22 protein-coding genes and 1 pseudogene are annotated in these 23925 nt (G+C 71.8%); 10 read left to right on the forward strand and 13 right to left on the reverse strand.

Going from position 1 to position 23925, the window contains the following annotated elements; genetic code table 11:
- Positions 1-476 (reverse strand): annotated as a pseudogene (locus VFO68_RS09845) (iron-sulfur protein); the annotation flags it as partial.
- A gap of 326 nt (positions 477-802) precedes the next feature.
- On the opposite strand from VFO68_RS09845, the gene VFO68_RS09850 reads away from it, so the two are divergent.
- The gene (locus tag VFO68_RS09850) at positions 803-3358 is read left to right on the forward strand and encodes an ATP-dependent Clp protease ATP-binding subunit (protein ID WP_325157893.1); all 2556 of its coding nucleotides are present in this window, start codon (positions 803-805) and stop codon (positions 3356-3358) included.
- 120 nt (positions 3359-3478) lie between these two features.
- Positions 3479-6667 carry a BTAD domain-containing putative transcriptional regulator gene (locus VFO68_RS09855; protein WP_325157894.1) on the forward strand — a complete coding sequence of 1063 codons (3189 nt, stop codon included), beginning with the start codon at positions 3479-3481 and terminating at the stop codon, positions 6665-6667.
- Here the strand turns inward: VFO68_RS09855 and VFO68_RS09860 are convergent.
- Complete coding sequence (locus tag VFO68_RS09860; protein WP_325157895.1) at positions 6646-7458, reverse strand: ABC transporter permease; 813 nt, start codon at positions 7456-7458, stop codon at positions 6646-6648. The two genes, VFO68_RS09855 and VFO68_RS09860, sit on opposite strands and share 22 nt — an antisense overlap.
- Positions 7459-7630: 172 nt before the next feature.
- Positions 7631-8608: an ATP-binding cassette domain-containing protein gene (locus VFO68_RS09865; protein ID WP_325157896.1), complete on the reverse strand. Its 978-nt coding sequence runs from the start codon at positions 8606-8608 to the stop codon at positions 7631-7633.
- A gap of 138 nt (positions 8609-8746) precedes the next feature.
- Here VFO68_RS09865 and VFO68_RS09870 point away from each other — a divergent pair, with 138 nt between their 5' ends.
- Together VFO68_RS09870 and VFO68_RS09875 are read left to right on the forward strand one after the other, a co-directional pair.
- Positions 8747-8968 carry a hypothetical protein gene (locus VFO68_RS09870; RefSeq protein WP_325157897.1) on the forward strand — a complete coding sequence of 74 codons (222 nt, stop codon included), beginning with the start codon at positions 8747-8749 and terminating at the stop codon, positions 8966-8968.
- Positions 8949-9956 carry an endonuclease/exonuclease/phosphatase family protein gene (locus tag VFO68_RS09875; RefSeq protein ID WP_325157898.1) on the forward strand — a complete coding sequence of 336 codons (1008 nt, stop codon included), beginning with the start codon at positions 8949-8951 and terminating at the stop codon, positions 9954-9956. The genes VFO68_RS09870 and VFO68_RS09875 overlap by 20 nt, the downstream gene beginning before the upstream one ends.
- Here the strand turns inward: VFO68_RS09875 and VFO68_RS09880 are convergent.
- From VFO68_RS09880 to VFO68_RS09890, 3 genes are read right to left on the reverse strand one after another with little or no spacing between them, the layout of a single operon-like run.
- A complete protein-coding gene (locus tag VFO68_RS09880; protein WP_325157899.1) occupies positions 9953-10813 on the reverse strand; it encodes an SIR2 family NAD-dependent protein deacylase in 861 nt (286 codons plus the stop codon). The genes VFO68_RS09875 and VFO68_RS09880 overlap by 4 nt on opposite strands.
- Positions 10814-10838: 25 nt before the next feature.
- Complete coding sequence (locus tag VFO68_RS09885; RefSeq protein WP_325157900.1) at positions 10839-11153, reverse strand: antibiotic biosynthesis monooxygenase; 315 nt, start codon at positions 11151-11153, stop codon at positions 10839-10841.
- 9 nt (positions 11154-11162) lie between these two features.
- Positions 11163-12638 (reverse strand): M1 family metallopeptidase, encoded by a 1476-nt coding sequence (locus VFO68_RS09890; RefSeq protein WP_325157901.1) that lies wholly within the window; start codon positions 12636-12638, stop codon positions 11163-11165.
- 97 nt (positions 12639-12735) lie between these two features.
- Here VFO68_RS09890 and VFO68_RS09895 point away from each other — a divergent pair, with 97 nt between their 5' ends.
- Positions 12736-13518, forward strand: coding sequence for an alpha/beta hydrolase (locus VFO68_RS09895; RefSeq protein ID WP_325157902.1), 783 nt, complete (start codon positions 12736-12738; stop codon positions 13516-13518).
- 59 nt (positions 13519-13577) lie between these two features.
- Here the strand turns inward: VFO68_RS09895 and VFO68_RS09900 are convergent, their stop codons facing one another.
- The 4 genes from VFO68_RS09900 to VFO68_RS09915 form a co-directional block, all read right to left on the reverse strand.
- Positions 13578-14114 (reverse strand): 2'-5' RNA ligase family protein, encoded by a 537-nt coding sequence (locus VFO68_RS09900; RefSeq protein WP_325157903.1) that lies wholly within the window; start codon positions 14112-14114, stop codon positions 13578-13580.
- 20 nt (positions 14115-14134) lie between these two features.
- Positions 14135-15163 (reverse strand): N-acetylmuramoyl-L-alanine amidase, encoded by a 1029-nt coding sequence (locus VFO68_RS09905; RefSeq protein WP_325157904.1) that lies wholly within the window; start codon positions 15161-15163, stop codon positions 14135-14137.
- A 105-nt stretch (positions 15164-15268) separates the two neighbouring features.
- Complete coding sequence (locus VFO68_RS09910; protein WP_325157905.1) at positions 15269-16144, reverse strand: A/G-specific adenine glycosylase; 876 nt, start codon at positions 16142-16144, stop codon at positions 15269-15271.
- The gene (locus VFO68_RS09915; protein ID WP_325157906.1) at positions 16141-16809 is read right to left on the reverse strand and encodes a winged helix-turn-helix transcriptional regulator; all 669 of its coding nucleotides are present in this window, start codon (positions 16807-16809) and stop codon (positions 16141-16143) included. Before VFO68_RS09915 ends, VFO68_RS09910 begins: the two co-directional genes overlap by 4 nt.
- A gap of 89 nt (positions 16810-16898) precedes the next feature.
- Between VFO68_RS09915 and VFO68_RS09920 the strand changes: the two genes are divergently transcribed.
- Complete coding sequence (locus VFO68_RS09920; protein WP_325157907.1) at positions 16899-17693, forward strand: nuclear transport factor 2 family protein; 795 nt, start codon at positions 16899-16901, stop codon at positions 17691-17693.
- On the opposite strand, the gene VFO68_RS09925 is transcribed toward VFO68_RS09920, so the two are convergent.
- A complete protein-coding gene (locus tag VFO68_RS09925; protein WP_325157908.1) occupies positions 17654-18145 on the reverse strand; it encodes a carbonic anhydrase in 492 nt (163 codons plus the stop codon). The genes VFO68_RS09920 and VFO68_RS09925 overlap by 40 nt on opposite strands.
- A 216-nt stretch (positions 18146-18361) precedes the next feature.
- Entirely contained in the window at positions 18362-19462 is a 1101-nt protein-coding gene (locus VFO68_RS09930; RefSeq protein WP_325157909.1) for a LacI family DNA-binding transcriptional regulator, read from the reverse strand.
- Between the two features lie 139 nt (positions 19463-19601).
- Here VFO68_RS09930 and VFO68_RS09935 point away from each other — a divergent pair, with 139 nt between their 5' ends.
- From VFO68_RS09935 to VFO68_RS09945, 3 genes are read left to right on the forward strand one after another with little or no spacing between them, the layout of a single operon-like run.
- Positions 19602-20501 (forward strand): metal ABC transporter solute-binding protein, Zn/Mn family, encoded by a 900-nt coding sequence (locus VFO68_RS09935; RefSeq protein ID WP_325157910.1) that lies wholly within the window; start codon positions 19602-19604, stop codon positions 20499-20501.
- The gene (locus VFO68_RS09940) at positions 20498-21361 is read left to right on the forward strand and encodes a metal ABC transporter ATP-binding protein (RefSeq protein ID WP_325157911.1); all 864 of its coding nucleotides are present in this window, start codon (positions 20498-20500) and stop codon (positions 21359-21361) included. Before VFO68_RS09935 ends, VFO68_RS09940 begins: the two co-directional genes overlap by 4 nt.
- A complete protein-coding gene (locus tag VFO68_RS09945) occupies positions 21361-22248 on the forward strand; it encodes a metal ABC transporter permease (RefSeq protein ID WP_325157912.1) in 888 nt (295 codons plus the stop codon). The genes VFO68_RS09940 and VFO68_RS09945 overlap by 1 nt, the downstream gene beginning before the upstream one ends.
- Here the strand turns inward: VFO68_RS09945 and VFO68_RS09950 are convergent.
- The gene (locus VFO68_RS09950; protein ID WP_325157913.1) at positions 22199-23425 is read right to left on the reverse strand and encodes a DUF445 domain-containing protein; all 1227 of its coding nucleotides are present in this window, start codon (positions 23423-23425) and stop codon (positions 22199-22201) included. The genes VFO68_RS09945 and VFO68_RS09950 overlap by 50 nt on opposite strands.
- A gap of 20 nt (positions 23426-23445) precedes the next feature.
- On the opposite strand from VFO68_RS09950, the gene VFO68_RS09955 reads away from it, so the two are divergent.
- On the forward strand, positions 23446-23925 hold the full coding sequence (locus tag VFO68_RS09955) for a VOC family protein (RefSeq protein ID WP_325157914.1): 480 nt from the start codon (positions 23446-23448) through the stop codon (positions 23923-23925).

The raw sequence follows: 23925 nt of genomic DNA on the forward strand, positions 1-23925 counted from the left end.
TGCTCGTCCGGCACCACCGTGGCGTGTGCGGTGCCGGCCGCCGGGTCGTCCGGCAGGCAGGCGAACGCGGGGCTGCGCACCGCGATCGCGGCCGGGTGCGGCCGCGGCTGGGCCAGCCGGAACGCCAGGTCGGCCGGGCGCAGCGAGGGCACCCGGCGCTCATGGTGGAAAAGCAGCGCGGCGAGGTAGCCCGGCACGAACATGTACCAGTACATGACGTAACCGGCGGTGGTCCGCTCCGGCGCATCGCCGTACTGGTCGGTGAGCCAGGTCGCGAGCTCGGAGCGCCATCGGTCGAACCCGGCCGGCTCGGCCAGCAGGTTGGCGCAGCCGCGCCAGCCGGTCGCCCCGGCCGGCACGCCGAACCGCAGCGCCGCACGATGCTGCAGCGTGCTCACTCTGGCCACCGAATCAGCCAGGTACCGCGGTCGCTCGCGGCGTCCGGCACCCGGCACCGGCGCGTATCCCGCGGTCACCTTGCTCCTCCCGGTGAGGTATGCCTTACCTTACCGGAGAGTGTGGTGGTCGGCTCGTGACTCCAGCAACGGTTCAGCCCACCGGTACCTCCCGCTTGATGTTCGCGGGGAGCGGAAAACCCGGTTCTCCCGGAATCCACGCAGGTTGTCGCACGTTGGGTTGGTGTAGCCAACGAGTCAGAGACGCCGTGTACCGAACACGGTCCGCTGACCGGTCCGAAGTCGCACTGAGGGCGACGGGCCGGACGACTACAGTGGTCCTACGGTGCTGGATCCACCCAGGGGTGGTGGACTAAGGCCGCCGGCGCAGCAGTCAGGGAGTGCACATGTTTGAGAGGTTCACCGACCGCGCGAGGCGGGTGGTCGTCCTGGCCCAGGAAGAGGCCAGGATGCTCAACCACAACTACATCGGCACCGAGCACATCCTCCTGGGCCTGATCCACGAGGGTGAGGGTGTCGCCGCCAAGGCGCTCGAGTCACTGGGGATCGCGCTCGAGGGGGTGCGGCAGCAGGTCGAAGAGATCATCGGCCAGGGCCAGCACGCCCCGAGCGGTCACATTCCGTTCACCCCGCGAGCCAAGAAGGTGCTCGAGCTGTCGCTGCGCGAGGCGCTGCAGCTCGGCCACAACTACATCGGCACCGAGCACATCCTGCTCGGCCTGATCCGCGAGGGTGAGGGCGTCGCCGCCCAGGTGCTGGTCAAGCTCGGCGCCGACCTCAACCGGGTGCGCCAGCAGGTGCTCCAGCTGCTCTCCGGCTACCAGGGCAAGGAGTCGGCGGAGACCGGCGGCCGCGGTGGCGAGGGCACCCCGTCGTCCTCGCTGGTGCTCGACCAGTTCGGCCGCAACCTCACCGCGAGCGCCCGGGAGGGCAAGCTCGACCCGGTGATCGGCCGGGCCAAGGAGATCGAGCGGGTCATGCAGGTGCTGTCCCGCCGCACCAAGAACAACCCGGTGCTGATCGGCGAGCCGGGCGTCGGCAAGACCGCCGTGGTCGAGGGCCTGGCCCAGATGGTGGTCAAGGGCGAGGTGCCCGAGACGCTCAAGGACAAGCAGCTCTACACGCTGGACCTGGGCTCACTGGTGGCCGGCTCGCGCTACCGCGGTGACTTCGAGGAGCGCCTGAAGAAGGTGCTCAAGGAGATCCGCACCCGGGGCGACATCATCCTGTTCATCGACGAGATCCACACCCTGGTGGGTGCGGGCGCCGCCGAGGGCGCGATCGACGCCGCGTCGATCCTCAAGCCGATGCTGGCCCGCGGTGAGCTGCAGACCATCGGCGCCACCACGCTCGACGAGTACCGCAAGTACGTCGAGAAGGACCCGGCGCTCGAGCGGCGGTTCCAGCCGATCCAGGTCGGCGAGCCGACCCTGGAGCACACCATCGAGATCCTCAAGGGTCTGCGGGACCGGTACGAGGCGCACCACCGGGTGACGATCACCGACCCGGCGTTGGTCGCCGCGGCCACCCTGGCCGACCGGTACATCAACGACCGCTACCTGCCGGACAAGGCGATCGACCTGATCGACGAGGCCGGCGCCCGGATGCGGATCCGCCGCATGACCGCTCCGCCGGACCTGCGCGAGTTCGACGAGAAGATCGCCGACGTGCGCCGGGAGAAGGAGTCCGCGATAGACGCGCAGGACTTCGAGCGGGCCGCCAAGCTGCGCGACCAGGAGAAGACGCTGCTCGGGCGCAAGGCCGAGCGGGAGAAGCAGTGGAAGGACGGCGACCTCGACGTCGTCGCCGAGGTCGACGACGAGCAGATCGCCGAGGTGCTGGCGAACTGGACCGGCATCCCGGTGTTCAAGCTCACCGAGGAGGAGACCACCCGTCTGCTCCGCATGGAGGACGAGCTGCACAAGCGGATCATCGGCCAGGAGGACGCGGTCCGTGCCGTGTCCCAGGCGATCCGCCGCACCCGCGCCGGGCTCAAGGACCCGAAGCGGCCGTCCGGCTCGTTCATCTTCGCCGGGCCGTCCGGTGTCGGTAAGACCGAGCTGTCCAAGGCGCTGGCGAACTTCCTGTTCGGTGACGACGACGCGTTGATCCAGATCGACATGGGCGAGTTCCACGACCGCTACACGGCCTCGCGGCTGTTCGGCGCCCCGCCCGGGTACGTCGGTTACGAGGAGGGTGGCCAGCTCACCGAGAAGGTGCGCCGCAAGCCGTTCTCGGTGGTGCTGTTCGACGAGATCGAGAAGGCGCACCAGGAGGTGTACAACACGCTGCTCCAGGTGCTCGAGGACGGCCGGCTGACCGACGGTCAGGGCCGCACGGTGGACTTCAAGAACACCGTGATCATCTTCACCTCGAACCTGGGCACACAGGACATCTCCAAGGCGGTCAACCTCGGGTTCTCGGCCGGTGGCGGCGAGCAGACCTACGAGCGCATGAAGATCAAGGTCAACGACGAGCTGAAGAAGCACTTCCGGCCGGAGTTCCTCAACCGGATCGACGACATCATCGTCTTCCACCAGCTCACCGAGGACCAGATCGTCCAGATGGTCGACCTGATGATCTCGCGGGTCGAGACCCAGCTGCGCAGCAAGGACATGGCCCTCGAGCTGACCTCGGCGGCCAAGCAACTGCTGGCCAAGCGCGGTTTCGACCAGGTGCTGGGCGCCCGCCCGCTGCGGCGGACCATCCAGCGTGAGATCGAGGACCAGCTCTCCGAGAAGATCCTGTTCGGCGAGCTGATGCCCGGTCAGATCATCATCGTCGACGTCGAGGGCTGGGACGGCCAGGAAGGCGGCTGGGACAAGGCCAAGTTCGTCTTCCGCGGCGAGGCCAAGCCGTCCAACGTCCCCGACGCCCCACCCGTCGACCTGGCCGTCTCGCAGGGGCCGATCGACCCCTCCGAAGCCGCCGAGTCCGACTGACCGAACGACCCGCGAAGGCCGCCTCCGCCACCCGGCAGAGGCGGCCTTCGCGCACCTCGCGGGTACCGAGCGGGGAACTCGCCGGTTCTGGACGGGGGACTCGCCGGTTCTGGAAAGCTGGTGGATGTGCGAGTGGCGATGCTGGGGCCGCTGCGTCTGGCTGCCGACGACGGGTCCGCGATCGAGGTCGGTGGAGCCAGGCTGCGGATGCTGCTGGTCCGGCTCGCGCTGGAGGCCGGCCGGGTGGTGTCGACCGAGAGCCTGATCGACGGGCTCTGGGGGGACAACCCACCGGGGGATGCCAACAACGCGTTGCAGTCGTTGGTGTCGCGGTTGCGGCGCAGCCTGGGGGCGGACAACGGCGGGCTGGTCGAGTCCCACCCGGCGGGGTACCGGCTGGCGGTCAGCCGGGACGACGTGGACGTGTACCGGTTCGAGGGCCTGGCCGAACAGGGGCGGGAGCAGCTGCGGGCGGGGCGGTCCGAGCAGGCTGCCGGCTCGTTGCGGGCGGCGCTGGAGCTGTGGCGGGGGACGCCGCTGGCCGACGTCGCCGAGGCGCCGTTCGCCCAGGCGGCGGGGGCCAGGCTGGCCGAGCTCCAGGCGAGCGCGCTGGAGGACCGGGTCGAGGCCGACCTGCAGCTGGGGCGCCATCAGGAGGTGCTGCCCGAGTTGCGTAACCGGCTCGCGGAGCAGCCGCTGCGGGAACGGTTGGCCGGGTTGCTGATCCGGGCGCTCTACCAGGCCGGGCGGCAGGCCGATGCGCTCGAGGTGTACGAGGGCACCCGGCGGGCGCTGGCCGACGAGCTGGGGGTGGAGCCCTCGGCCGAGCTGCGCCGAGTCCACCTCGCGGTGCTGCGTGGCGAGGAGCAGCAGGACCGCGGCCGCAGCCGGCTGCCGGCCCGGTTGACCAGTTTCGTCGGGCGGCACGCCGAGCTGACCGGGGTCCGCGAGCGGCTCGGGGCGGCGCGGCTGGTGACGCTGGCCGGGCCGGGCGGCGCCGGCAAGACTCGGCTGGCGACCGAGGTGGCCGCCGCGACCGGGATGCCTGCCTGGTTCGTGGAGCTGGCCGCGGTGAGCGAGTCGGGGGACGTCCCCGGCGCCATCCTCACCTCGCTCGATCTGCGCGAGGTCCGGGTGCTGGAGTCGACCGCCGCGCACCGGCCGCTGGACCCGATGGACCGGCTGAGCGAAGCCCTTGCCGGGCAGCACGGGCTGATCGTGCTGGACAACTGCGAGCACCTGATCACCGCGGCCGCCGAGGTCGCCGACCGGCTGCTGACCCGTTGCCCCGGCCTGCGGATTCTGGCCACCAGCCGGGAGCCGCTGGCCGTCACCGGCGAGGCGGTGTTCCCGCTCGGCTCGCTCGAGCTGCCCGAGCCCGCCGCCCCGCTCGACGACGCACGGGCGACCGAGGCGGTCCGGCTGTTCACCGACCGGGCCGCCGCCGCGCACCCGGGGTTCGCGGTCGACGCCGACAACGTGGCCACCGTGGTGGAGATCTGCCGCCGGCTGGACGGCCTCCCGCTGGCCCTGGAGCTGGCCGCCGCCAGGCTGCGCTCGATGACCCTGGCCCAGATCGCGGCCAACCTCGACGACCGGTTCCGGCTGCTCACCGGCGGCAGCCGCAGCTCGATGCCCCGGCACCGCACGCTGCGCGCGGTGGTCGACTGGAGCTGGGACCTGCTGGAGAAGCCGGAGCGGATCCTGGCCAGGAGGCTCGCCGTGTTCGCGGCGCCGGCCTCGCTGGAGTCGGCCACGGCGGTCTGCGCGGACGACACCCTGCCGGCCGGCGACATCCTCTACGTGCTGGCCTCGCTGGTGGAGAAGTCCCTCGTGCAGGCGGTCGGCGCAGCGGGCGAGCCGAGGTACCGGATGCTCGAGACGGTGCGCGCCTACGCGGCCGGCCAGCTCGCCGAGTCCGGCGAGTCGGACCTGGTGCATGACAGGTACGGCCGGTTCTACCTCGCCATGGCCGAGGAGATCGACCCCCTGCTGCGGGGGTCCGACCAACTGCGCTCCATGGCCAGGATGGTCGGCGAGCAGGAAAACCTGCTGGCCGCCCTCCGGCACGCCACCGACAGCGGCGACGCCGATCTCGCGGTCCGGCTGGCGCTGGCATCCGGCTGGTACTGGGCGCTGTCCGGCCGGTTCCGGGAGGTCACCTCGCTGGTCGCCCGGGTGGTCGAGCTGCCGGGCCCGGCCCCGGCCGCCGCCCGGGCGACGCTGCGGGTGGTCGCCGCGATGGGCGGGCCGGGCATGCCGGAGCGGGAGGTCGTGCAGAGCATCCGGGCCGAGCTTGCCGAGACCGACGCGATGATGCACCACCCGATGCTGGCCATGGTCGAGCCGATGCTGGCCGCGTTCAGCGGGGACATGCCGGCGGCGTGGGCGGCGCTGGACCGGGCGGAGAACCATCCCGACCCCTGGGGCCGGGCCGCGATCCACCTCGGGCGCGCCTTCCTCGCCGAGAACACGGGCATGGTGGAGGTGGCCGAGCGGGCCTCGCTCGCGGCACTGGCCGCCTTCCGCGCGCTGGGTGACCGGTGGGGCCAGACCCTCGCGCTCGGCCAGATCTCCGAGCGGCGCACGCTGCGGGCCGATCACGCCGGCGCGATCGAGGCCTATCTGGAGGCGATCCGGCTGGCATCCGAGCTGGGTTCGTTCGACGACCTGCCGGAGCTGCGGGCCCGCCTGGCCGCGCAGCGGGTCAGGGCCGGAGATCTGGCCGGCGCCGAGCAGGACCTGCGGGCCGGTCTGGCGGCGGCCCGGGAGCGGGCCTCGGTCGAGTCCGAGGCGATGCTGCTGTGTGGGTTGGCGAACGTGGCCCGCAGGCGTGGCGATCTGGCCGCCGCGCGCGAGCACCTCCGGACCTCCAGGACACTGCTGTCCGGCCTCGCCCGTCCGGACGGCCACTGGCGTGCCATGTACGAGACCACTGTCGCCTCGATCGAGGTGGCCGCGGGCGAGCGGGAGGTCGCCCGGACGGCGCTGCGGCACGCGCTGACCGCGATGACCGAGATGATGGACCTCCCGCTGATCGCGGGCATCGCCGAAGGCGCGGCGCACCTGTTGCTGGGTGCCGGGGACGCCGCGGGCGCCGCCCGCTTGCTCGGTGCCGGCACGGCCCTGCGCGGCACCCCGGACCTCGGCAACCCCGAGCTCGACGAGCTGACCGACGAGCTCACCGCGACGCTGGGCCCCGAGGGCTACCGGGACGCCTACGAGCGCGGGCTCGGCCTGGACCGAGACCACGCGCTCGCGGCGTTGACCGAGGTGCTGGCCGAGGCTCAGCCGACCCGGCGCTTGTAGGCACGCAGCGCCAGCGGGCAGAACACCGCCGCGATGCCGACCGCCCACAGGAACGCCCAGCCGGCGTGCGCGGCCCAGTCGCCGCCGAGCAGCAGGCCCCGGGCGGCCGAGGTCAGGTGGCTGACCGGGTTGATCTGCACCCAGCCCTGCAGCCAGGACGGGAGCGTCGCCGGGTCGACGAACACGTTGCTGCCGAAGGTGAGCGGGAACAGGATGCCGATCAGCGTGCCCGGCACGGCGTTCGGCGACTTCACCAGCATGCCGACCCAGACCGACACCCAGCACAGGCACAGCCCGAACATGAGCATCAGGCCCACCGCGATCAGCAGTGACACCAGGTTGGTCTGCACCCGGAATCCCATGATCGTCGCGGTCACCAGCAACACGGTCAGCGTCACTATGTACCGGACGATGTCGCCGAGCACGGCGCCGACCAGCGGTGCGGACCGGGCGATCGGCATGCTGCGGAACCGGTCGAACACCCCCTTGGTGATGTCGGTGTTGAGCGCCATCCCGATGCCGAGGCTGGCGAACGCGGTGTTCTGCACCATCAGTCCGGGCAGCAGCACCTGCAGGTACGCGTCGCTGCCACCCTGGATCGCGCCGCCGAACAGGTAGACGAACATGACCAGGAAGATGATCGGCTGCAGGGTGACGTCGATCAGGCTCTCCGGGTTCTTCCTGATCTTCACGATGGCCCGGCCGGCCAGCGACAGCGAGTGCGACGCGGCACGCTTCGGGCCGACGCGCAGGCTGACCGGCCGGGGCGCGGTCATGGTCAGAGTCGTCATGGCAGATCCGCCTCTCCGGAATTTACCGTGGTGGTCATGTCGGGTCGGCACGGTCGGCTTGGGCGCGTGCCGGTGGCTGGGTCGCGTCCCGTTCCCCTTAGGTGCGGTTGGGAGCCACGCGGCTCGGACGGAGTCCACGCGCGGCGGCGACCTGAGGTTGACACAAGGGGTGTCATGCCCGGTCTCCTTCCGTGACTAGCTCGCGGTCGTCGGTCGAGGTCGTGTGCCCGGTGAGGGCGAGGAACACGTCGTCGAGGCTGGGCAGCCGCAGCGCCAGTTCGTCGACGGTGAGGCCCCAGTCGTCCAGCCGCCGCACCACGGCGGAGAGCAGCATCGGGTCGGTGACCGGGACGGTGAGCAGGTTGGTCTCCTCGTCGGAGTTCGGGGCGGTGCCGGTCAGCTCGTGCAGGATCGTCGCGATGGTGCCGAGGTCGCCGGCCTGGGTCGGGCGGACCTGCAGGGTCTGCCCGCCGGTGCGCCGCTTCAGCTCGTCCGGCCGGCCGGTGGCGATCACCCGGCCGTGGTCGATCACCGTGACCAGGTCGGCGAGCTGGTCGGCCTCGTCCAGGTACTGGGTGGTGAGCAGCACGGTGGTGCCGTCGGCGACCAGCGACCGCACGATCTGCCACACCTCGATCCGCGCGTGCGGGTCCAGCCCGGTGGTCGGCTCGTCCAGGAACAGCACCTGGGGCCGGCCGACCAGGCTCGCGGCCAGGTCGAGCCGGCGCCGCATGCCGCCGGAGTAGGTCTTGGTCGCGCGGTCGCCGGCGGCGGTCAGCTCGAACCGGTCCAGCAGCTCGCCGGCCCGGGCCTTGGCGTCGGCCCGGGACATGTCCAGCAGCCGGCCGATCAGCACCAGGTTCTCCCGGCCGGACAGGTCCTCGTCCACCGAGGCGTACTGGCCGGTCAGTCCGATCAGGCTGCGCACCGCGACGGCGTTGTCCCGCACGTCGTAGCCGCCGACCATGGCCCGGCCGGCGTCGGCGCGCAGCAGCGTGGCCAGGATCCGCACGGCGGTGGTCTTGCCGGCCCCGTTGGGTCCGAGCATCCCGAGCACCTTGCCGGCCGGCACGCTCAGGTCCACGCCGTCCAGCGCGACCGTCCTGCCGAACCGTTTCACCAACCCCTCGGCTTCGATTGCCTGTGTCATGTGTCCCTCCTCGTCGGTCTGTGTGCCCACCCTCGACCGGGCCGCTGACAGCCCGCGCACATCCGGCTGAGCACCGCTGACAGCGCGCCGTCGCGGTAATGCGGCGCGATTCGGGGTCCGGTGGGGCATGCTGGGCGCGTGGGCCTGGAAGACGACCCGTTCGACTGGCGGGTCACCAAGGACGGGCAGGTGCTGGTCTCGCGCGGCGGCCGGGTGGTGACCACGGTGCGCGGCGCGGCGGCGGCGCGCCTGCTCGGCCGGCTGGAGACGGCCGACGCCGACGGGGTCCAGCAGGCGCTGGCCCGGGTCACCGGCAACTACAAGCGCGGCAACGAGCGGAATGCTCCGCAAACCGGCTGAGCCGAAGCCGCCGCCGCGTCCGGCCGTGCCGCCCCGGCCGGCCAGGCCGCGCGTCGGCGGCCGCCGGACCACGGCGCTGCTCTGGCTGTTCGGCCTGGTGTTCATCGGGATCGCGGTGCTGCGCGTGCTGGGCGTCGACGGGCCGCCGGTGCTCGTCTCGGCCCTTGCCCTCACGCCGTACCTGGTGCTCGCCGGGCTGCTGCTGTTCCTGATCGCCTTCGCCGTGCGCCGCCGGGTGCTGGCGTTCGCCGTGTTGCTGATGACCCTGTCGATCGCGGTGCTGCTGGTGCCCAGGATGGTCGGCGACTCCCAGCCGGAGGCGCGCGGTGATCATCTGCGGGTGCTGTCCGCCAGCCTCAACGCCGGGCGGGTGGATCCGGCCGCCGTGGTGCGGCTGGTCCGGGAGCAGCGGGTGGACGTGCTGACCCTGCCGGAGCTGACCGAGGAGGCGCTGGCCGGGCTGGACGCCGCGGGGCTGGCCACCGAACTGCCGAACCGGGTGCTGGACACGTTGCCGGGCGGCAACGGCTCCGGGATCGCGGCGCGCTTCCCGCTGCGCAAGATCGTGCTGGTCGAGCCGGACGTCCGGGCGCAGACCTCGGCCGTGGTGGACCTGCCCGGCCAGGCGGACGTCGAGGTGCTCGCGGTGCACGTGGTGCCGATCTCCGAGGGCGACGCGGACCGCTGGCGGGCCGAGCTGGGCGCGTTGCCGAAGCCGTTCCCGGAGCGGGTGCGGGTGCTGGCCGGCGACTTCGCCGCCACGTTCGACCACGCGGCGTTCCGCCGGATTCTCGACCCCGGGTTCGTGGACGCGGCCGAGCAGGCCGGCAAGGGGCTGCTGCCGACCTGGGTGAGTGCCCCGTTCGGGCCGCCCGCGACCCGGGACCACATCCTGGCCGACCAGCGGTGTGCGATCAGCGACTACGCCGTGCACGACCTGCCGGGCGGTGACCACGAGGCGGTGCTGTCGGAGATCGTGCTGCCTTAACGGCGGGCATCGAGTTCGGCCAGGGTGGCGGCGGCGCCGGCGGCGATCGAGACGCCCCGGCCGTGCCGGATGGCCGGTTCCCTCGGGTTGATCCGGATCAGCGCGCCGGTCGCGGCGGCGGCCAGTTCGGCCTGCCGGCGCACGGTCGGCACCGCGGTGCCGGCGCCGAGTTCGACCACGACCAGCCGAGTTCCGTGCAGGCCGCGCCGCCAGGCGGTCAGTTCGTCGAGCCGGCGCCGGCTGCGGTCGGGCACCCAGTCGGCGTCGGCGAACATCAGGATGTTGGGCCGGGCCAGGCCGCCGCAGCGCGGGCAGGCCGGCAGCGGGCCGACCGCCCGCATGGTCCGCGGGTCGACCCGCACGACGGTGTCGTCCGCCGGCCAGGTGTCCGGCCGGCACGGCCGCAGGCACTGCAGGTGGTGGATGGAACCGTGCACCTCGGCCACGTGCTCGGAGGCGAACCCGGCGGCCTGGAACTGTCCGTCCACATTGGACGTGAACACCCGGGCGCCGGCCGGTGCCGACCGGGCCCAGCGCAGCAGCACGCCGAACCCGCTGTGCGGCTTGGTGTCGCGGTAGAGCGCCAGCCGGTGGCCGTAGAAACCCCAGGCCAGGGCCGGATCCTCGGTGAAGTGCTCCGGGTTGGCCAGTTCGACGAACCGCAGGCCGAGCCGCTCGTACGGCGGGTAGGCGCGCCAGAAACCCTCGTCGCCGCGGAAGTCCGGCAGCCCGGAGTCGACCCCCATGCCGGCCCCGGCGCAGATCAGCAGCGCCTCGGCCGTGGCGAGCAGTTCGGCGGCCCGGTCGAGGGCTTCGGCAGTCGATTCTCGGGCCGTCGATCCGCCGCTCAGTTCCATCCGCCGGCCGTCGACCAGCGGGTTCTCAATCGGCCGGCCTTGGGGAGGCCGAGTGCACGATCTCGAACTCGAGCAGGCTGGAACCGGTGCCGACCGGTTTGGCGCGTTCGCCGGAGTGGGCGGCCATGCCGGCGCCGCTCATCCACTCCCGGAACGCCTCGTCGGACTCCCACTTGGTCACCACGAAGTAGCGGGTCTCGCCGGCCACCGGGCGCAGCAGGTCGAAGCCGAGGAAGCCGGGCGCGGAGTCCACGGCACCCAGCCGGGCCGCGAACCGCCGCTCCAGTTCCGGCCCGGACCCGTCCGGAACCTCGATCGCGTTGATCTTCACGACAGCCATGTGCTCAGGCTACCGCCGCAGGTTCCCCGGATAGAGGTACTGGTCGGCCGGCTTGCCGGCGGTGTGGAACCAGGCGTCGAAGAAACCGCGCAGGTCCTGCCCGGCGATCTGCTGCACGAACTGCTCGAACTCCGTCCAGGACGCGTTGCCGTCCCGGTGCTGGGCCGGCCACTCCTTGAGCACCCGGCCGAACGCGTCCTCACCGACCTGCTTGCGCAGCGCGTGCAGGGCCAGGATGCCCTTGTCGTACACGGCGGTGAACTCGTTGCCGGCGCCCATGTCGTACAGCTTGCGGTTCCAGAACTTGTCGCCGGCGAGCGTGACCTGGGAGCGGTACTCGGAGTCGAGGTTCTTGCGCTCCTTGGCCTCCTCCCACAGCCACTGCGCGTAGCTCGCGAAGCACTCGTTCAGGCAGATGTCCGCCCAGTTCTTGACCGTGACCGAGTCGCCGAACCACTGGTGCGCCTGCTCGTGCACCACCACGATCTTCTCGGCCCACTTCGCGTAGATCGGCCGGCCCTGGATCTCCAGCGAGAAGCCGATGTTCTCGTTGATGTAGATGCCGCCGGCCGCGCTCTGCGGGTACGGCCCGAACTTCTCGGCCAGGAAGGCCAGGATCTCCGGCAGCGCCGCCTCGACCGACTTCTTGTCCTCCGCGCCCGGCGCGTACGCGCTGACCAACGGGGTGCCGCCGGGCAGCGTGGACCGCTCGAAGGTCCACTTGTCGATGGCGACCGTGGTCAGGTAGGTGGCGATCCTGGTCGGCTCGACCCAGGTGTAGGTGGTCCAGCCGCCCTCGGACTTCGGGCTTTCCTCGCGCCCGTTGGAGATCACGCTCCAGCCGTCCGGCACCCGGGCGACCAGCTTGAACGTGGCCTTGTCCTTCGGGGTGTCGTTGGCCGGGAACCAACTGGTGGCCGAGTGCGGCTCACCGGCCGCGAACGCCCCGCCGGAACGGGAGATCTGCCAGCCGTTGGTGCCGAGGTTGGAGTCCTCGATGGTCTTGGGCACCCCGGAGTAGCGCACCCGGGTCCGGAACGTGGCGCCGGCGCGCACCGGCTCGGCCGGGGTGATCACCAGTTCGTGCTCGCCGGACCGCTCGAACTTCGCGGCCTTGTCGTCCACCTCGATCGAGCTGATGTCGAAGCCGATCAGGTCCAGGTTGAACACCTTGAGCTCGGCGCCGGCGGCCGCGGTGATCACGGTGTCGCCGTCGAGTTTCTTGGTCGGCGGGTCGTAGCTGATCGACACCTGGTAGTCGGTGACGTCGTAGCCGCCGTTGCCGTCGGTCGGGTAGTACGGGTCGCCCGCGCCGTCCTGGCTCGAAGCGCTGTCGACGACCGGTGCGCGGTTCGCCGGCGTGGTCGTGGTGCTGCTCGAGGGTGCGGGCGAGCCGGGAGCCTCGCCACTGCAGGCGGTCACCGCGACCACGGCGGTCGCCGCGGCGGCGATCCGGATCGGTATCCCGGTGCGGGCCAATGACATGGTTGAGCTCTCCCCGAGTCGGTGGTCCTGTGGCGACCATCATGACCTGTTTGGAGTAGCGCGCGAGTTGAATCGCCGGATGTCACCCCTGATTGATATGACATCAGCCGTGGTGGTGACCCCTGGAGTGATCGAGTTCGGCGGCGACGGGCCGGGCATTCTGCTGTTGCACGGTCTGATGGGCCGGGCCCGCACGTGGTGGTCGGTGTCGCGCTGGCTGCGTCCCTACGGCCGGGTGGTCGGCCTGGACGCGCGCGGGCACGGCCGCAGCCCGCACCGCGGCGGCCGGTGGCGCACCGAGGACTTCGTGGCCGACGCGGCCGGTCTGATCGAGACGCTCGACCTCGGCCCGGCGATCGTGATCGGGCACTCGATGGGCGGGCTGCATGCCTGGGCGCTGGCCGCCGCCCGGCCCGAGCTGGTGCGCGCGGTGGTGGTCGAGGACATCGCACCGGACCAGCGCGGCAAGACGGCGGACGTCTGGCGGGCGTACTTCGACACGTGGCCGGTGCCGTTCGCGTCGCTGGCGCACGTCCGGGAGTTCTTCGGGCCGCTCGGCGACTATTTCATCGAGTGCGTGGAGGAGCGGGCCGACGGCTACCACCTGATCGCCGACCTGGAGGAGTTGTTCGGTATCGCGGCGGAGTGGGGGGAGCGGGAGTACTGGTCGCTGGTGGAGCGGGTGCGTTGCCCGCTGCTGGCGATCGAGGGCGAGCACGGGGCGATGCCGGCCGGGCAGATGGCCGAGTTGGCCGCGCGCACCGCCGGCCCGGCCCGGCATCTGGTCGTTCCGGGCGCCGGGCACGTGATCCATCTGGATCGCCCGCAGGCCTATCGCGGCGCGGTGGAGGCGTTCCTGTCCGAGGTGCTCGACCGCTAGCCGAACGCAACCACCGAATCAAAGTCCCGGAGAGGCGGAACAGCACGCAACCACCGCATTCACATTCCGGAGAGGCGGAACAGCTGTTCGGCCACGCCGGTGTGGGTGTCCACCACGGCGATCTCGGCCACGGTCGCCCGGATCGGTTCGACCGGGTACAGCGCCGCGAACCCGGCGGCGATCCGACCGGTCTCCAGGCCCTGGGCCAAGGTGCAGTGCGGAACCCAGGAACCGGGCAGGTAGTAGGCGGACGGCTGCCGGACCCGGCCGGCCAGCACGTCGTGCACCGCGGAGTGCACGGCCAGCAGTTCGGTGTCCACAACGGCGGCCAGGATCAGCGCGTTGTCGACGGCCGAGAACGCGGCGAGCGTGGACAGCCATAACCGGGGGACGGCGAGCTTGCCGAGGTCGGCCCGCAGCGCTTCCCGGGTGGCGGCCGGGATGGCGCCGGCGATGGCGAACGTGACGTGCGGCCGGTGCCGGCCGTGCGTGCGGGTGGCCAGGCTCGGCACCCCGGCGCGTTCGAGCTTCGACCACAGCTCGCGGACGGCCCGGTCGGCGTCGTCGTCGAACCAGAACTCCAGTGCCTGCGCCATATGCGCAAGCGTGGCACGGCTCAGCGCAGCAGCGCGCGCCAGGTGGCGGTGTCGACGAGCGTGTCGGAGCCGGCCCGCCGGCCGCTCGCGTCGAGCAGGATCCGGGCCGCCTTGCCGACCTCGTCCGGCTCGGACGCGCGCACGGTGCGGACCAGCAGTGGCCAGGTGCCGGCGCCGAGCAGGCCGCTCTCGTCGTCGTGCCGGCCGCCGTAGCACGGCTCGTAGGGCACCCCGGCGAGCTTGCGGAACCGTTGCGTCGCGGCGAACATGGCCGGGCCGAACACCCCGTCCACCGGCACCTCGGTGATCCCGTGCGCGCGCAGGAGGTGTTGCGCGGCAAGGACTTTGGCGCCGGTGTCGCCGGGCCGCAGCAGCGGCCAGGTCTCCGGCTCGACCGCCGCGGTGCCGAGCAGCCGGGCGACGGCGGCGCGCAGTTCGGGCAGCCGGCGGTAGAGCACGTCGCCGGGGCACTGGGTCTCGTTGCGGTCCCGGTGGCCGATGATCGCTGAGGTCGGTAGGGCGTACTGCTGCGCGATGTAGGCCACCAGGTGCACCAGCGAGGTCCACAGCCGGGTGGTGACGTCGACCGTCGTGTAGAGGCCCTCGTTCTCGATGCCGATGCACTCGTCGTTGTGGCCGCCGACGTGCGCGCCCTGGACATGCCGGGTGCCGCCGGTGAGCACCTCGAGGCTGCGGTGCCGGCCTTCGATGACGAACCCGCCGCGGGTGTTGGTGAGCTGTTGGCCGGTGTCGATCCAGCCGCGGTCGTCCATGTGGAAGTTCTGGATGCCGCGGGCGATCGCGAACCCGTGCTCCAGCGAGAGGTCGCTGCTGTTGGGGCCGGCGGTGTGGTGCACGACGATGTTGATGGGCCGCCGGTTGAGCACCGTGATGGTGCCGTTGGCCGGCCGGGCGCCCCAGTTGCGGGTGTCGTAGATCTGCGGTTCGCCGACGGCGGCGGTGGCCAGGCCCGGGCGGGCGAGGCCGGCGGCGCCGATGGCGCTGACGGTGAGGCCGGTGCGGAGCACGGTACGGCGGTTGACGACCATTTCGATCTCCCTCGACGTGGGCTGGTGCAGGGGAGCCCAGGTTGCCGAAGGTAGTCACCCAGACACTGGGTTGACAAGTTATTCCCCTACTAACGGTTGAGTCCGTTAAGAATCGCCTGGTAGTGCGAACCGGCCGTCCGGAACCTGTTCGACCAGACCATCGGCGAGCAGCGAGGCCAGGCAGCGGTCCCGCTGGCCGGCGTCCGCCCAGGCCGCGTCCAGTGCCGCCTTGGCCACCGGCTCCGGGGCGTCCCGCAGCACGTCCAGCAACCTGCCGCGGACCTGCCGGTCGGTGCCGGCGTAGCGCTGCACCGGTTTGGCCGGGCCCGCGTAGGCCGGGCGCCCGGCCCGCTGCCAGGCGCAGCCGTCCCGGATCGGACAGTCCGCACAGCGCGGCGCCCGGGCCGTGCACACCAGCGCGCCGAGCTCCATCAGCGCGATGGACAGCCGGGCAGCGGCCGGTTCGGCCACCGGCAGCAGGGCCTCCACATCGGCCAGATCGCGGGCGGTGGAGGCGGGACCGGCGTCCCCGGCGCCGTGCACCGCGCGGGCGACCACCCGCCGCACGTTGGTGTCCACCACCGGACACCGCCGGCCGTAGCCGAACGCCGCGACCGCCCGGGCGGTGTAGGCGCCGATGCCGGGCAGCGCCAGCAGTGTGTCCACATCGGACGGTACGACGTCGCCGTGCTGTTCGGCGATCGCGGCGGCCGCCTCGCGCAACCGCAGCGCCCGGCGCGGGTAACCCAGCTTTCCCCAGGCGCGCAACACATCGGCGGGCGACGCGGCGGCCAGGTCGGACGGCCGGGGCCAGCGCGCCAACCATTCCAGCCAGGCCGGCTCGACCCGGGCGACCGGAGTCTGCTGCAACATGATCTCGCTGACCAGCACCCCCCACGCGGTGGTGCCGGGCGCCCGCCACGGCAGGTCGCGGGCATGCCCGTCGAACCAGTCGACCAGCGCGGCGGTGGGAAGGCTCATTGCCGGGATTCTGTCACCACGGCCGGAAAGAGGCTGCGCAGCTTGGTCAGTGCGGCGCGGTCGCCGTGTGCGCGCGCCCGGCCGTCGCGCACCGCGTCCCGCATCCGCAGCCGGCCGTTCGCCAGACCGGCGAAGGTCTCCTCGTCGGCCTCGAGCACCGCGTCCGGGTGCTGCGCCGGGCCCATTCTGGACTCGACGGCGCCGCCGGCCACCCGGGCATGGAAGGTGGTGTCGCCGACCCGGAACTCGTAGGTGGCGGCGAACCCCGCGGCGGCCGCCGGGTCGAATGCCGCCTGCATGCCGAGTACCGCCCAGCCGGGATGGAACGCGTCCTGCTCGTCCCGGTCGCCCATCGCCCAGCGCCGTCCCCAGCGCGCCAGGGCGAGCACCGCGGGCTCGAGCTCGCGCCCGGCCCCGGTCAACTCGTAGACCGGGGTGCCGGCCGGTGGCGGCAGCCTCGTCCGGTGCGCGATTCCCGCCGCCTCAAGGTGTTTGAGCCGTTCGGCGAGCAGGCCGGTGCCGATGCCGGGCAGGTTGTCGCCGAGGTCCTTGAACCGCTTCGGCCCGGTCAGCAACTCCCGCACGATGAGCAGCGTCCAGCGCTCGCCGACCAGGTCGAGGGTGCGGGCGGTGGCGCAGTACTGGCGGTAGCCGCGTCGGGTCACGCAGGCGATTTTAGCGCTACTCGCTTCTCATTTATGAAGTTCACTGTTAGGTTGTGCTCACTTCTTGTTTCTGAAGTTAGGAGCGTGGGATGCCCGAGGTGAAGGAGTTCGTCGAGCAGTGGTCCCGGATCTGGGCCGCCCACGACGGAGCGAGCTGGCCGGACCTGCTGCACGAGGGTTGCGTGCTGCGCAACCCGTTCGGCACGGTGGCCAGGGCCGACCTGCCCGGCTACATGGCCAACCTGGTGCGCGGGATGCCCGACCACACCCTGACCGCCACCTCGTGGGGTGAGACGGCCGGCGGCGTGCTGATCGAGTGGGTCATGACCGGTGGCGGGATGGAGATCACCGGCGCGGACCGGTTCACGTTGCGGGACGGCCGGGCCACCGACGGCGTCGCCTACTTCGACCCCACCCCGATGATCACCGCGATGAGCCCGCCGAAGCTTCCGGTCGAGGCCCTGGCCCGGGAGTACGACGCCGCGTGGAACGCCGGCGACGTCGACGCGATCGTGGCCCGGCACGCCCAGGACGGGTCATACCACCTGCACGTCGCGGGCGCCCCGGTCATCACCGGCCGGGAGACCCTGCGCAAGGCGTTCACCGCCGCCCTGGCCAACTGGCGCGAACTGTCCTTCGAACCGGTGCGGGTGCGCTGCGAGGAGCGCGGCTACGTCTGGGAGAGCACGGTGCTCGGGGTGCTCGAGCGGCCGCTGCGGCTGGGGGCGGTCACGGTGCCGGTGACCGGGACGCCGCTGCGCTTCACCGGCGTCGACCTGGTCACCCTCGACCAGGACGGCCTGATCAGCGCCAAGGACACCTACCTCGACATCCTGGCGGCGGCTCAGAACACCTCGGTGAGCCCGCCGGTGCGCACGTCGTAGACGAAACCGCGGACGTTGTCCCGGTACGGGACGAACGGGTTGCGGCGGATCCGTTCCACCGACTGCCGCACGCTGTCCTTGACCTCGCGGAACGCCTCGATCGCCCACGGCGGACGCAGCCCGGTGTCCCGTTCCAGCTCGTCCTTGAACTCGTCCTCGGTGATGGTGGCCAGGCCGCACGAGGTGTGCTGCATCACGATGACCTCGCGGGTCTCCAGCCTGCGCTGGCTGATCGCCAGGGAGCGGATGGCGTCGTCGGTGGCGATGCCGCCGGCGTTGCGCAGGATGTGCGCCTCGCCGTGCACCAGCCGGAACACGTCGAACACCTTGATCCGGGCGTCCATGCAGGTCAGGATCGCCAGGTGCAGGCCAGGGACCGGGGTGGGCACCTCCGGGGCGCCATGGTCGGGCACGTCGGTATGGCGACTGAGCAGCTCGTCGATCGCGGTCAAGGTTCCTCCAAGCGGTCTGCCTCCGCTAGCAGGATGCCTGCCGGCCACCTGATTCCGCTCGACCCTCGCTGGTCATTTTGACCAAAGTCACTGTGTCATTCATGCGCGCCCTCGATCGAATCGGCGGGGCAGGCCGCGACCAACGTGCGTCGGCGCGCTGGCAGGGTGCGCGGCCTGCCGCCACCGATCCGAGCCTTCGGCGGGCTGCGCATACCGCTACGGCCCGAACCAACGCTCCTCGGCGCTGCGCGGGGGTGCGGCGGTGGACCCGGTGACCAGCTCGGTCTGCAGGACGATCTGCCGGGGGCGGCCGTGGTCGACGGCGCCGAGCAGCAGCTTGCCGGCCGCCTTGCCCTTCTCCAGCACCGGCTGGCGGACCGTGGTCAGGCCGGCCCGCTCGGCCTCGGGGATGCCGTCGAACCCGGTGATGGTCAGGTCCTGCGGCACCCGCAGCCCGCGCCGCCGGGCCTCGGTCAGGGCGCCGAGGGCGAGGATGTCCGAGGTGCAGATCAGCGCGGTCAGCTCGGGGTCGGTGTCCAGCAGCTGCGCCGCGGCCGCCGCGCCGCACGCGCTGCTGTGATCGAACCGCTCGGCAACCGGGACGTCGGTCCAGGCGACGCCGACCGTGCCGAACGCGTCGGCAAGCCCGGCCAGCCGGGCGCGCTGCACGTGGAAGTGCGCGCTCTGCTGCCGTTCCAGGCCGGCGAAGCTGTCGTTGCGGTCCCGGGCCAGGCGCATGCACACCACGCCGACCCGGCGGTGGCCGAGCGCGATCAGCCGCTCGGCCAGTTCGTGCATGGCGGCCCGGTCGTCGATGCCGACCCGGTCCACGCCCTCGACCCGGGGCTGGTCGCAGACGACCGTGGGCACCGGGCGGGACAGCACCGCGGCCAGGTGCGGGTCGTCGTCCGGCACGGAGTACACGACGAAACCGTCCACACCGGCGCGGTGCACGGCGGCGACGTCCTCCCGCTCGGGGTTCACCGGGACGAGATGCAGGCCCTGGCCGGCGCCTTCGCAGGCCAACGCCAGGCCCTCGAGGAAGCCCAGCGCGGCCGGGTCGCGGAAGGCGTAGGAGAGGTTCTCGGTGAGGAGCAGGCCGACGGCGCCGGCCTTGCGGGTGCGCAGCGAGCGCGCCACGGGGTCCGGACCCGGGTAGCCGAGCCTGCGGGCCGTCTCCAGCACTCGTCTGCGCAGTTCGGGGGAGAGCTGGTCCGGGCGGTTGTAGGCGTTCGACACCGTGGTCCTGGATACCCCGAGCTCGGCGGCGAGCGACGCCAGTGTCGCCGGTCGTCGCATGTGCATTGAGCGCGCCATTGCCTGACCGTAACGGTCCAGAACCAATTCCAGAAGCCCGGCGCTGTGGCCTGACCGGCGCCCGGGTGTACCGCTCGACCGGCCCGGTACCCTAAACTGAATGCGATAACGGTTTCCATTTCTATCGGAGGTGCCTCGGATGATCTCCGGCTGGACCCGGGTGCTGGGGCCCGGTCTGCTGCTTGCGGCCATGGTCGCCGGCTGCGGGTCGGACCCGACGACGCCCGACACCGGTCCCGGGATCCGGGTGGTGGCCTCGACCAACGTGTGGGGCAGCGTGGTGCGGGCGGTCGGCGGCGACGCGGTGCACATCACGTCGATCATCGACGACCCGGCTGCCGACCCGCACGCGTTCGAGGAACGGCCGGAGCACGCCGCCGCGGTGGCCGAGGCCCGGCTGGTGGTCACCAACGGCGGCGGCTACGACGACTTCATGACCGGGCTGCTGGACCGGACCGGACCGGACACCTTCAAGATCGTGGCGTTCCAGGTGTCGCGCAAGCCGCCCGGCGCCAACGAGCACGTCTGGTACGACCTCGCGACGGTGCGCGCGGTCGCCGACGAGATCGCCGTGGACCTGGGGACGATCGCCCCGGACCGGGCCAGCACCTTCCTGGCCAACGCCAAGGCCTTCGACACGGCGATGGAGACGCTGACGGACAAGGCCGCCGCGATCGGCCCCGCCCATCCGGGCAGCCGGGTGGCGGCCACCGAACCGGTGGCCGACTACCTGGTCGCCACCGCCGGGCTGACCGACGTGACCCCGCCGGAGTTCAGCCAGGCCGTCGCCGAGGAGACCGACCCGCCGGCCGCAGCGGTCGCCGAGATCACCGACCTGGTCGGCGGCGGGCAGGTGGCCGCGCTGCTCAACAACCCCCAGGCGGAGACCCCGACGACGAACGCGGTCACGGAGTCCGCGACCCGGGGCGGGGTGCCGGTGGTGGACGTCACCGAGACGCTGCCGGCCGGCGTGACCGGCTACCTTGACTGGATGACCGGGCAGGTCAGTGCCCTCGGCGAAGCGGTAGCGAAGCAATGACAGTCGATCGAAGCACCAGGGCAGCGGCGGCCGGGCTGTCCACGCCGGACGGCGGCCGGCCGGTCGTCGAACTGCGCGGCGCCACGCTGGGCTATGGCGGCCGGGTGCTCTGGCGCGATCTCGACCTCGACGTGGCGCCGGGCGAGTTCGTCGCGGTGCTCGGACCGAACGGCTCCGGCAAGACCAGCCTGCTGCGGGTGCTGCTCGGCCAGCAGCCGCTGTCCGCCGGCACCGTCCGGGTGGCCGGCGAGCCACCCGGACGGGCGAACCGGACGATCGGCTACGTCCCGCAGCAGCGTGCGCTCGACCCGACGGTGATCATGCGCGGCCGGGACCTGGTCGGGCTCGGCTGGGACGGGCACCGGTGGGGCGTCGGCCTGTCCCGGATCCGCGAGCGGCGCAGGCGGGTGGACGCCGCGCTGGCCGCGGTCGACGCGCTCGGCTACGCCGACCGGCCGGTCGGGCTGCTCTCCGGCGGCGAGCAGCAGCGGCTGCGGGTGGCCCAGGCGCTGACCGGGGACCCCCGGCTGCTGCTCTGCGACGAGCCGCTGCTGTCCCTGGACCTGGCCAACCAGCAGGTGGTCAGCCGGCTGATCGACGAGCGGCGGCACACGGCGGGCACCGCGGTGCTGTTCGTCACGCACGAGATCAATCCCGTGCTGCCGATCGTGGACCGGGTGCTCTACCTGGTCGACGGCCGGTTCCGGATCGGCACCGCCGACGAGGTGATGAACTCCGAGACGCTCTCCGAGCTGTACGGGACCGGCGTGGACGTGCTCCGGGTGCGCGGGCAGATCCACGTCGTCGGCGCGCACAGCGGGCTGTGTGAGGACCAGCCGCACCACCTGGGGGAGCACTGATGGACAAGCTGTTCGACTGGGACCTGACGCTGCGGCTGCTGCAGTACGACTTCGTGCAGGCGGCGCTGCTGGCCGCGGCCGTGCTGGGGCTGCTCGCCGGGGTGCTCGGGCCGCTGATCGTCAGCCGCAACATGGCCTTCGCCGTGCACGGCACCGCCGAGCTGTCCTTCACCGGCGGCGCCGCCGCCCTGGTCGCCGGCCTCAACGTGGGCTTCGGGGCGATCGTCGGGGCGGTGCTCGCCGCGCTGGTCTTCGGCCTGCTGTCCCGGCGCACCGCCGACCACGACTCGGTGATCGCCGTGGTGCTGTCGTTCGGGCTCGGCCTCGGCGTGCTGCTGCTGTGGTTCTACAAGGGCCGGGCGACCAACAAGTTCGGTCTGCTGGTCGGCCAGATCGTCGGGGTGGACTTCACCAGCGTGCTGCTGCTGTCGGTGTGCGCGGTGCTGGTGCTCGGGGTGCTCGCGGTGCTGTACCGGCCGCTGCTGTTCGCCAGCGTCGACCCGGAGGTGGCCGGCGCGCGCGGGGTTCCGGTCCGGCTGCTGACCCCGGTGTTCGCGGTGCTGGTGGGGGTGGCCACCGCGCTGGCCGTGCAGGTCGTCGGCGCGCTGCTGGTGCTCGCCCTGATGATCACCCCCGCCGCGGCGGCGTGCCGGCTCACCGCGAGCCCGGTGCGGGCCACGATGCTGGCGGTGCTGTTCGCCGAGGTGGCCGCGGTCGGCGGGATCGTGCTCTCGCTCGCGCCCGGCGCGCCGATCAGCTCGTTCGTCACCACGATCTCGTTCGTGATCTACATGGGCTGCTGGGTTCTCGCCCGGTCCCGGGGCCGCACCCGGGGGGTCAGCCGAGCAGCAGCAGCACCTGCAGTTCCCCAACCAGCGCACCGATGACCGCGCCGACGGTGATCAGCTTCCACTCGTCCTGACGGAACGCCGGGCGCAGCAACGCCTCGTACTCCACCCGGGACAGCCGGCGCATCCGGCCGGCGATCGTGTCGGCGACGTCCATCGCGCTGGTGGCGTAGTCGCTGGCGTGCAGGGCGGTGGCGGAGAAGTAGGACACCGCGCGGCTGGCCGCCGCGTGCTTGATGTCCTGCAGCCGCCGGGCGCCGATGGCGACCGAGACCAGCGGCCGGGCGATCTCGGCCTGCTCGTCGATGCTGTCCCGCACGGTCCGCTGGACCAGCTCGACCAGCCGGTCAGACTTCGGCCCGTGCAGGATCCCGGCCACGATGTTCGGCACGGTCATCACCTCGCGCGCGACCAGGGCGCCGTACTGCCGGGCCACCTCGTCCCGGCGCCGCTGGAAGATCCCCTGGTACGGCACCAGGCCGAGAATTCTGGTGCGCTCACGGGGAAAGAACACCAGCTTGATCGCCAGCCAGTCGGTGGTCAGCCCGATCACCGCGCCGAACACCGGCAGCACCCACGGCGCGTGCGTCATCGCCCACACCACCGTCTGCACCAGACCGAGCAGCAGTCCGAAGTAGATCCCGCAGCGCGCGATGAACGCCATCTCCGGGCGGGAGATGTCCCGCACCAGGCGCACCAGCAACTCCTTGTCCCGCTCCAGCGCGGAAACCGCGACCTGCTTGATGTCCAGCACGTCGGTGATGTGCTCGCGGATCTCGGCCATGATCCGCCGCACCATGGCCGGCGAACCGGCCTGGACCTGCTTGACCACCATGTCCTGGGCCAGCACCGGCAACGAGTTCCACAGCGCCGGCTGGTACTGGCCCATCACCTCGCGGACCACCTGGTCCACGGCGAGCAGCAGCGGCGCCTCGATCTCCTTGGCCATCCGGTCCGGGTCGAGCCGCGCGAAGATCTCCGCCGGGTCCACCAGCCGGCTGGTGATCAGCTCCGCGGAGATCCCGATCATGCGCGTCGAGTTGCGCGGAACCACGCCCTGCCAACCGAGATACGGTCGGATGCCGACGAAGTTGACCGGCCGGAACATCATCTGGATGGCCGCGAGCTTGGTGAGGTACCCGATGCCCGCCGCGATGAACGGGATCGACACGTACACCGGCCACCGGCCGGCGACATCGACCCACATCGCGTCCACACCGCTCACCGTACTCAGCGATGTCGGTGCCGGCCGGTATAACCGGTGTCATGGCATTTCACTGGAAGCTGGTCATCGACGCCAGGCACGCGCCGACGCTCGCCGAGTTCTGGGCCGCCGCGCTGGAGTACGAAGTGGAGGATCAGGCCACGCTGATCGGAAAGCTGCTGGCCGCCGGTCAGATCCCCGAGTCCGCCGTCACCGAGCACCACGGCCGCCGGACCTTCCGCGGTCTCACCGCGATCCGCCATCCCGACGACCCCTACGACGAGACCACCGGCATCGGCCAGGGCCGCCGCATCCTGTTCCAGGAGGTCCCCGAGGACAAGACGGTCAAAAATCGCCTCCACATCGACATCCACAGCCCCGACGGCCTGGAGTCCCTCGCGGCCCGCCTGGAATCCCTCGGCGCCACCCGCGTCCGCGAAATAGACCAGGGCCCCGCCGGCCACTGGTGGGTCATGCAAGACCCCGAAGGCAACGAGTTCTGCGCCACCTGA

Origin of the sequence: Actinophytocola sp. (genome assembly GCF_035712165.1) — a bacterium.
In the GTDB taxonomy this organism is placed as follows: domain Bacteria; phylum Actinomycetota; class Actinomycetes; order Mycobacteriales; family Pseudonocardiaceae; genus DASYTH01.

Excerpts from the sequence above, each read along its gene's own strand:
- VFO68_RS09935 (WP_325157910.1), top strand. The coding sequence starts at position 19,602 with ATGATCTCCGGCTGGACCCGGGTGCTGGGGCCCGGTCTGCTGCTTGCG.
- VFO68_RS09910 (WP_325157905.1), bottom strand. The coding sequence starts at position 16,144 with ATGAGCCTTCCCACCGCCGCGCTGGTCGACTGGTTCGACGGGCATGCC.
- VFO68_RS09905 (WP_325157904.1), bottom strand. The coding sequence starts at position 15,163 with ATGGTCGTCAACCGCCGTACCGTGCTCCGCACCGGCCTCACCGTCAGC.
- VFO68_RS09860 (WP_325157895.1), bottom strand. The coding sequence starts at position 7,458 with ATGACGACTCTGACCATGACCGCGCCCCGGCCGGTCAGCCTGCGCGTC.
- VFO68_RS09875 (WP_325157898.1), top strand. The coding sequence starts at position 8,949 with ATGCTCCGCAAACCGGCTGAGCCGAAGCCGCCGCCGCGTCCGGCCGTG.
- VFO68_RS09900 (WP_325157903.1), bottom strand. The coding sequence starts at position 14,114 with ATGGCGCAGGCACTGGAGTTCTGGTTCGACGACGACGCCGACCGGGCC.
- VFO68_RS09865 (WP_325157896.1), bottom strand. The coding sequence starts at position 8,608 with ATGACACAGGCAATCGAAGCCGAGGGGTTGGTGAAACGGTTCGGCAGG.
- VFO68_RS09930 (WP_325157909.1), bottom strand. The coding sequence starts at position 19,462 with ATGGCGCGCTCAATGCACATGCGACGACCGGCGACACTGGCGTCGCTC.
- VFO68_RS09940 (WP_325157911.1), top strand. The coding sequence starts at position 20,498 with ATGACAGTCGATCGAAGCACCAGGGCAGCGGCGGCCGGGCTGTCCACG.
- VFO68_RS09895 (WP_325157902.1), top strand. The coding sequence starts at position 12,736 with ATGACATCAGCCGTGGTGGTGACCCCTGGAGTGATCGAGTTCGGCGGC.
- VFO68_RS09850 (WP_325157893.1), top strand. The coding sequence starts at position 803 with ATGTTTGAGAGGTTCACCGACCGCGCGAGGCGGGTGGTCGTCCTGGCC.
- VFO68_RS09880 (WP_325157899.1), bottom strand. The coding sequence starts at position 10,813 with ATGGAACTGAGCGGCGGATCGACGGCCCGAGAATCGACTGCCGAAGCC.
- VFO68_RS09955 (WP_325157914.1), top strand. The coding sequence starts at position 23,446 with ATGTCGGTGCCGGCCGGTATAACCGGTGTCATGGCATTTCACTGGAAG.
- VFO68_RS09945 (WP_325157912.1), top strand. The coding sequence starts at position 21,361 with ATGGACAAGCTGTTCGACTGGGACCTGACGCTGCGGCTGCTGCAGTAC.
- VFO68_RS09890 (WP_325157901.1), bottom strand. The coding sequence starts at position 12,638 with ATGTCATTGGCCCGCACCGGGATACCGATCCGGATCGCCGCCGCGGCG.
- VFO68_RS09885 (WP_325157900.1), bottom strand. The coding sequence starts at position 11,153 with ATGGCTGTCGTGAAGATCAACGCGATCGAGGTTCCGGACGGGTCCGGG.
- VFO68_RS09920 (WP_325157907.1), top strand. The coding sequence starts at position 16,899 with ATGCCCGAGGTGAAGGAGTTCGTCGAGCAGTGGTCCCGGATCTGGGCC.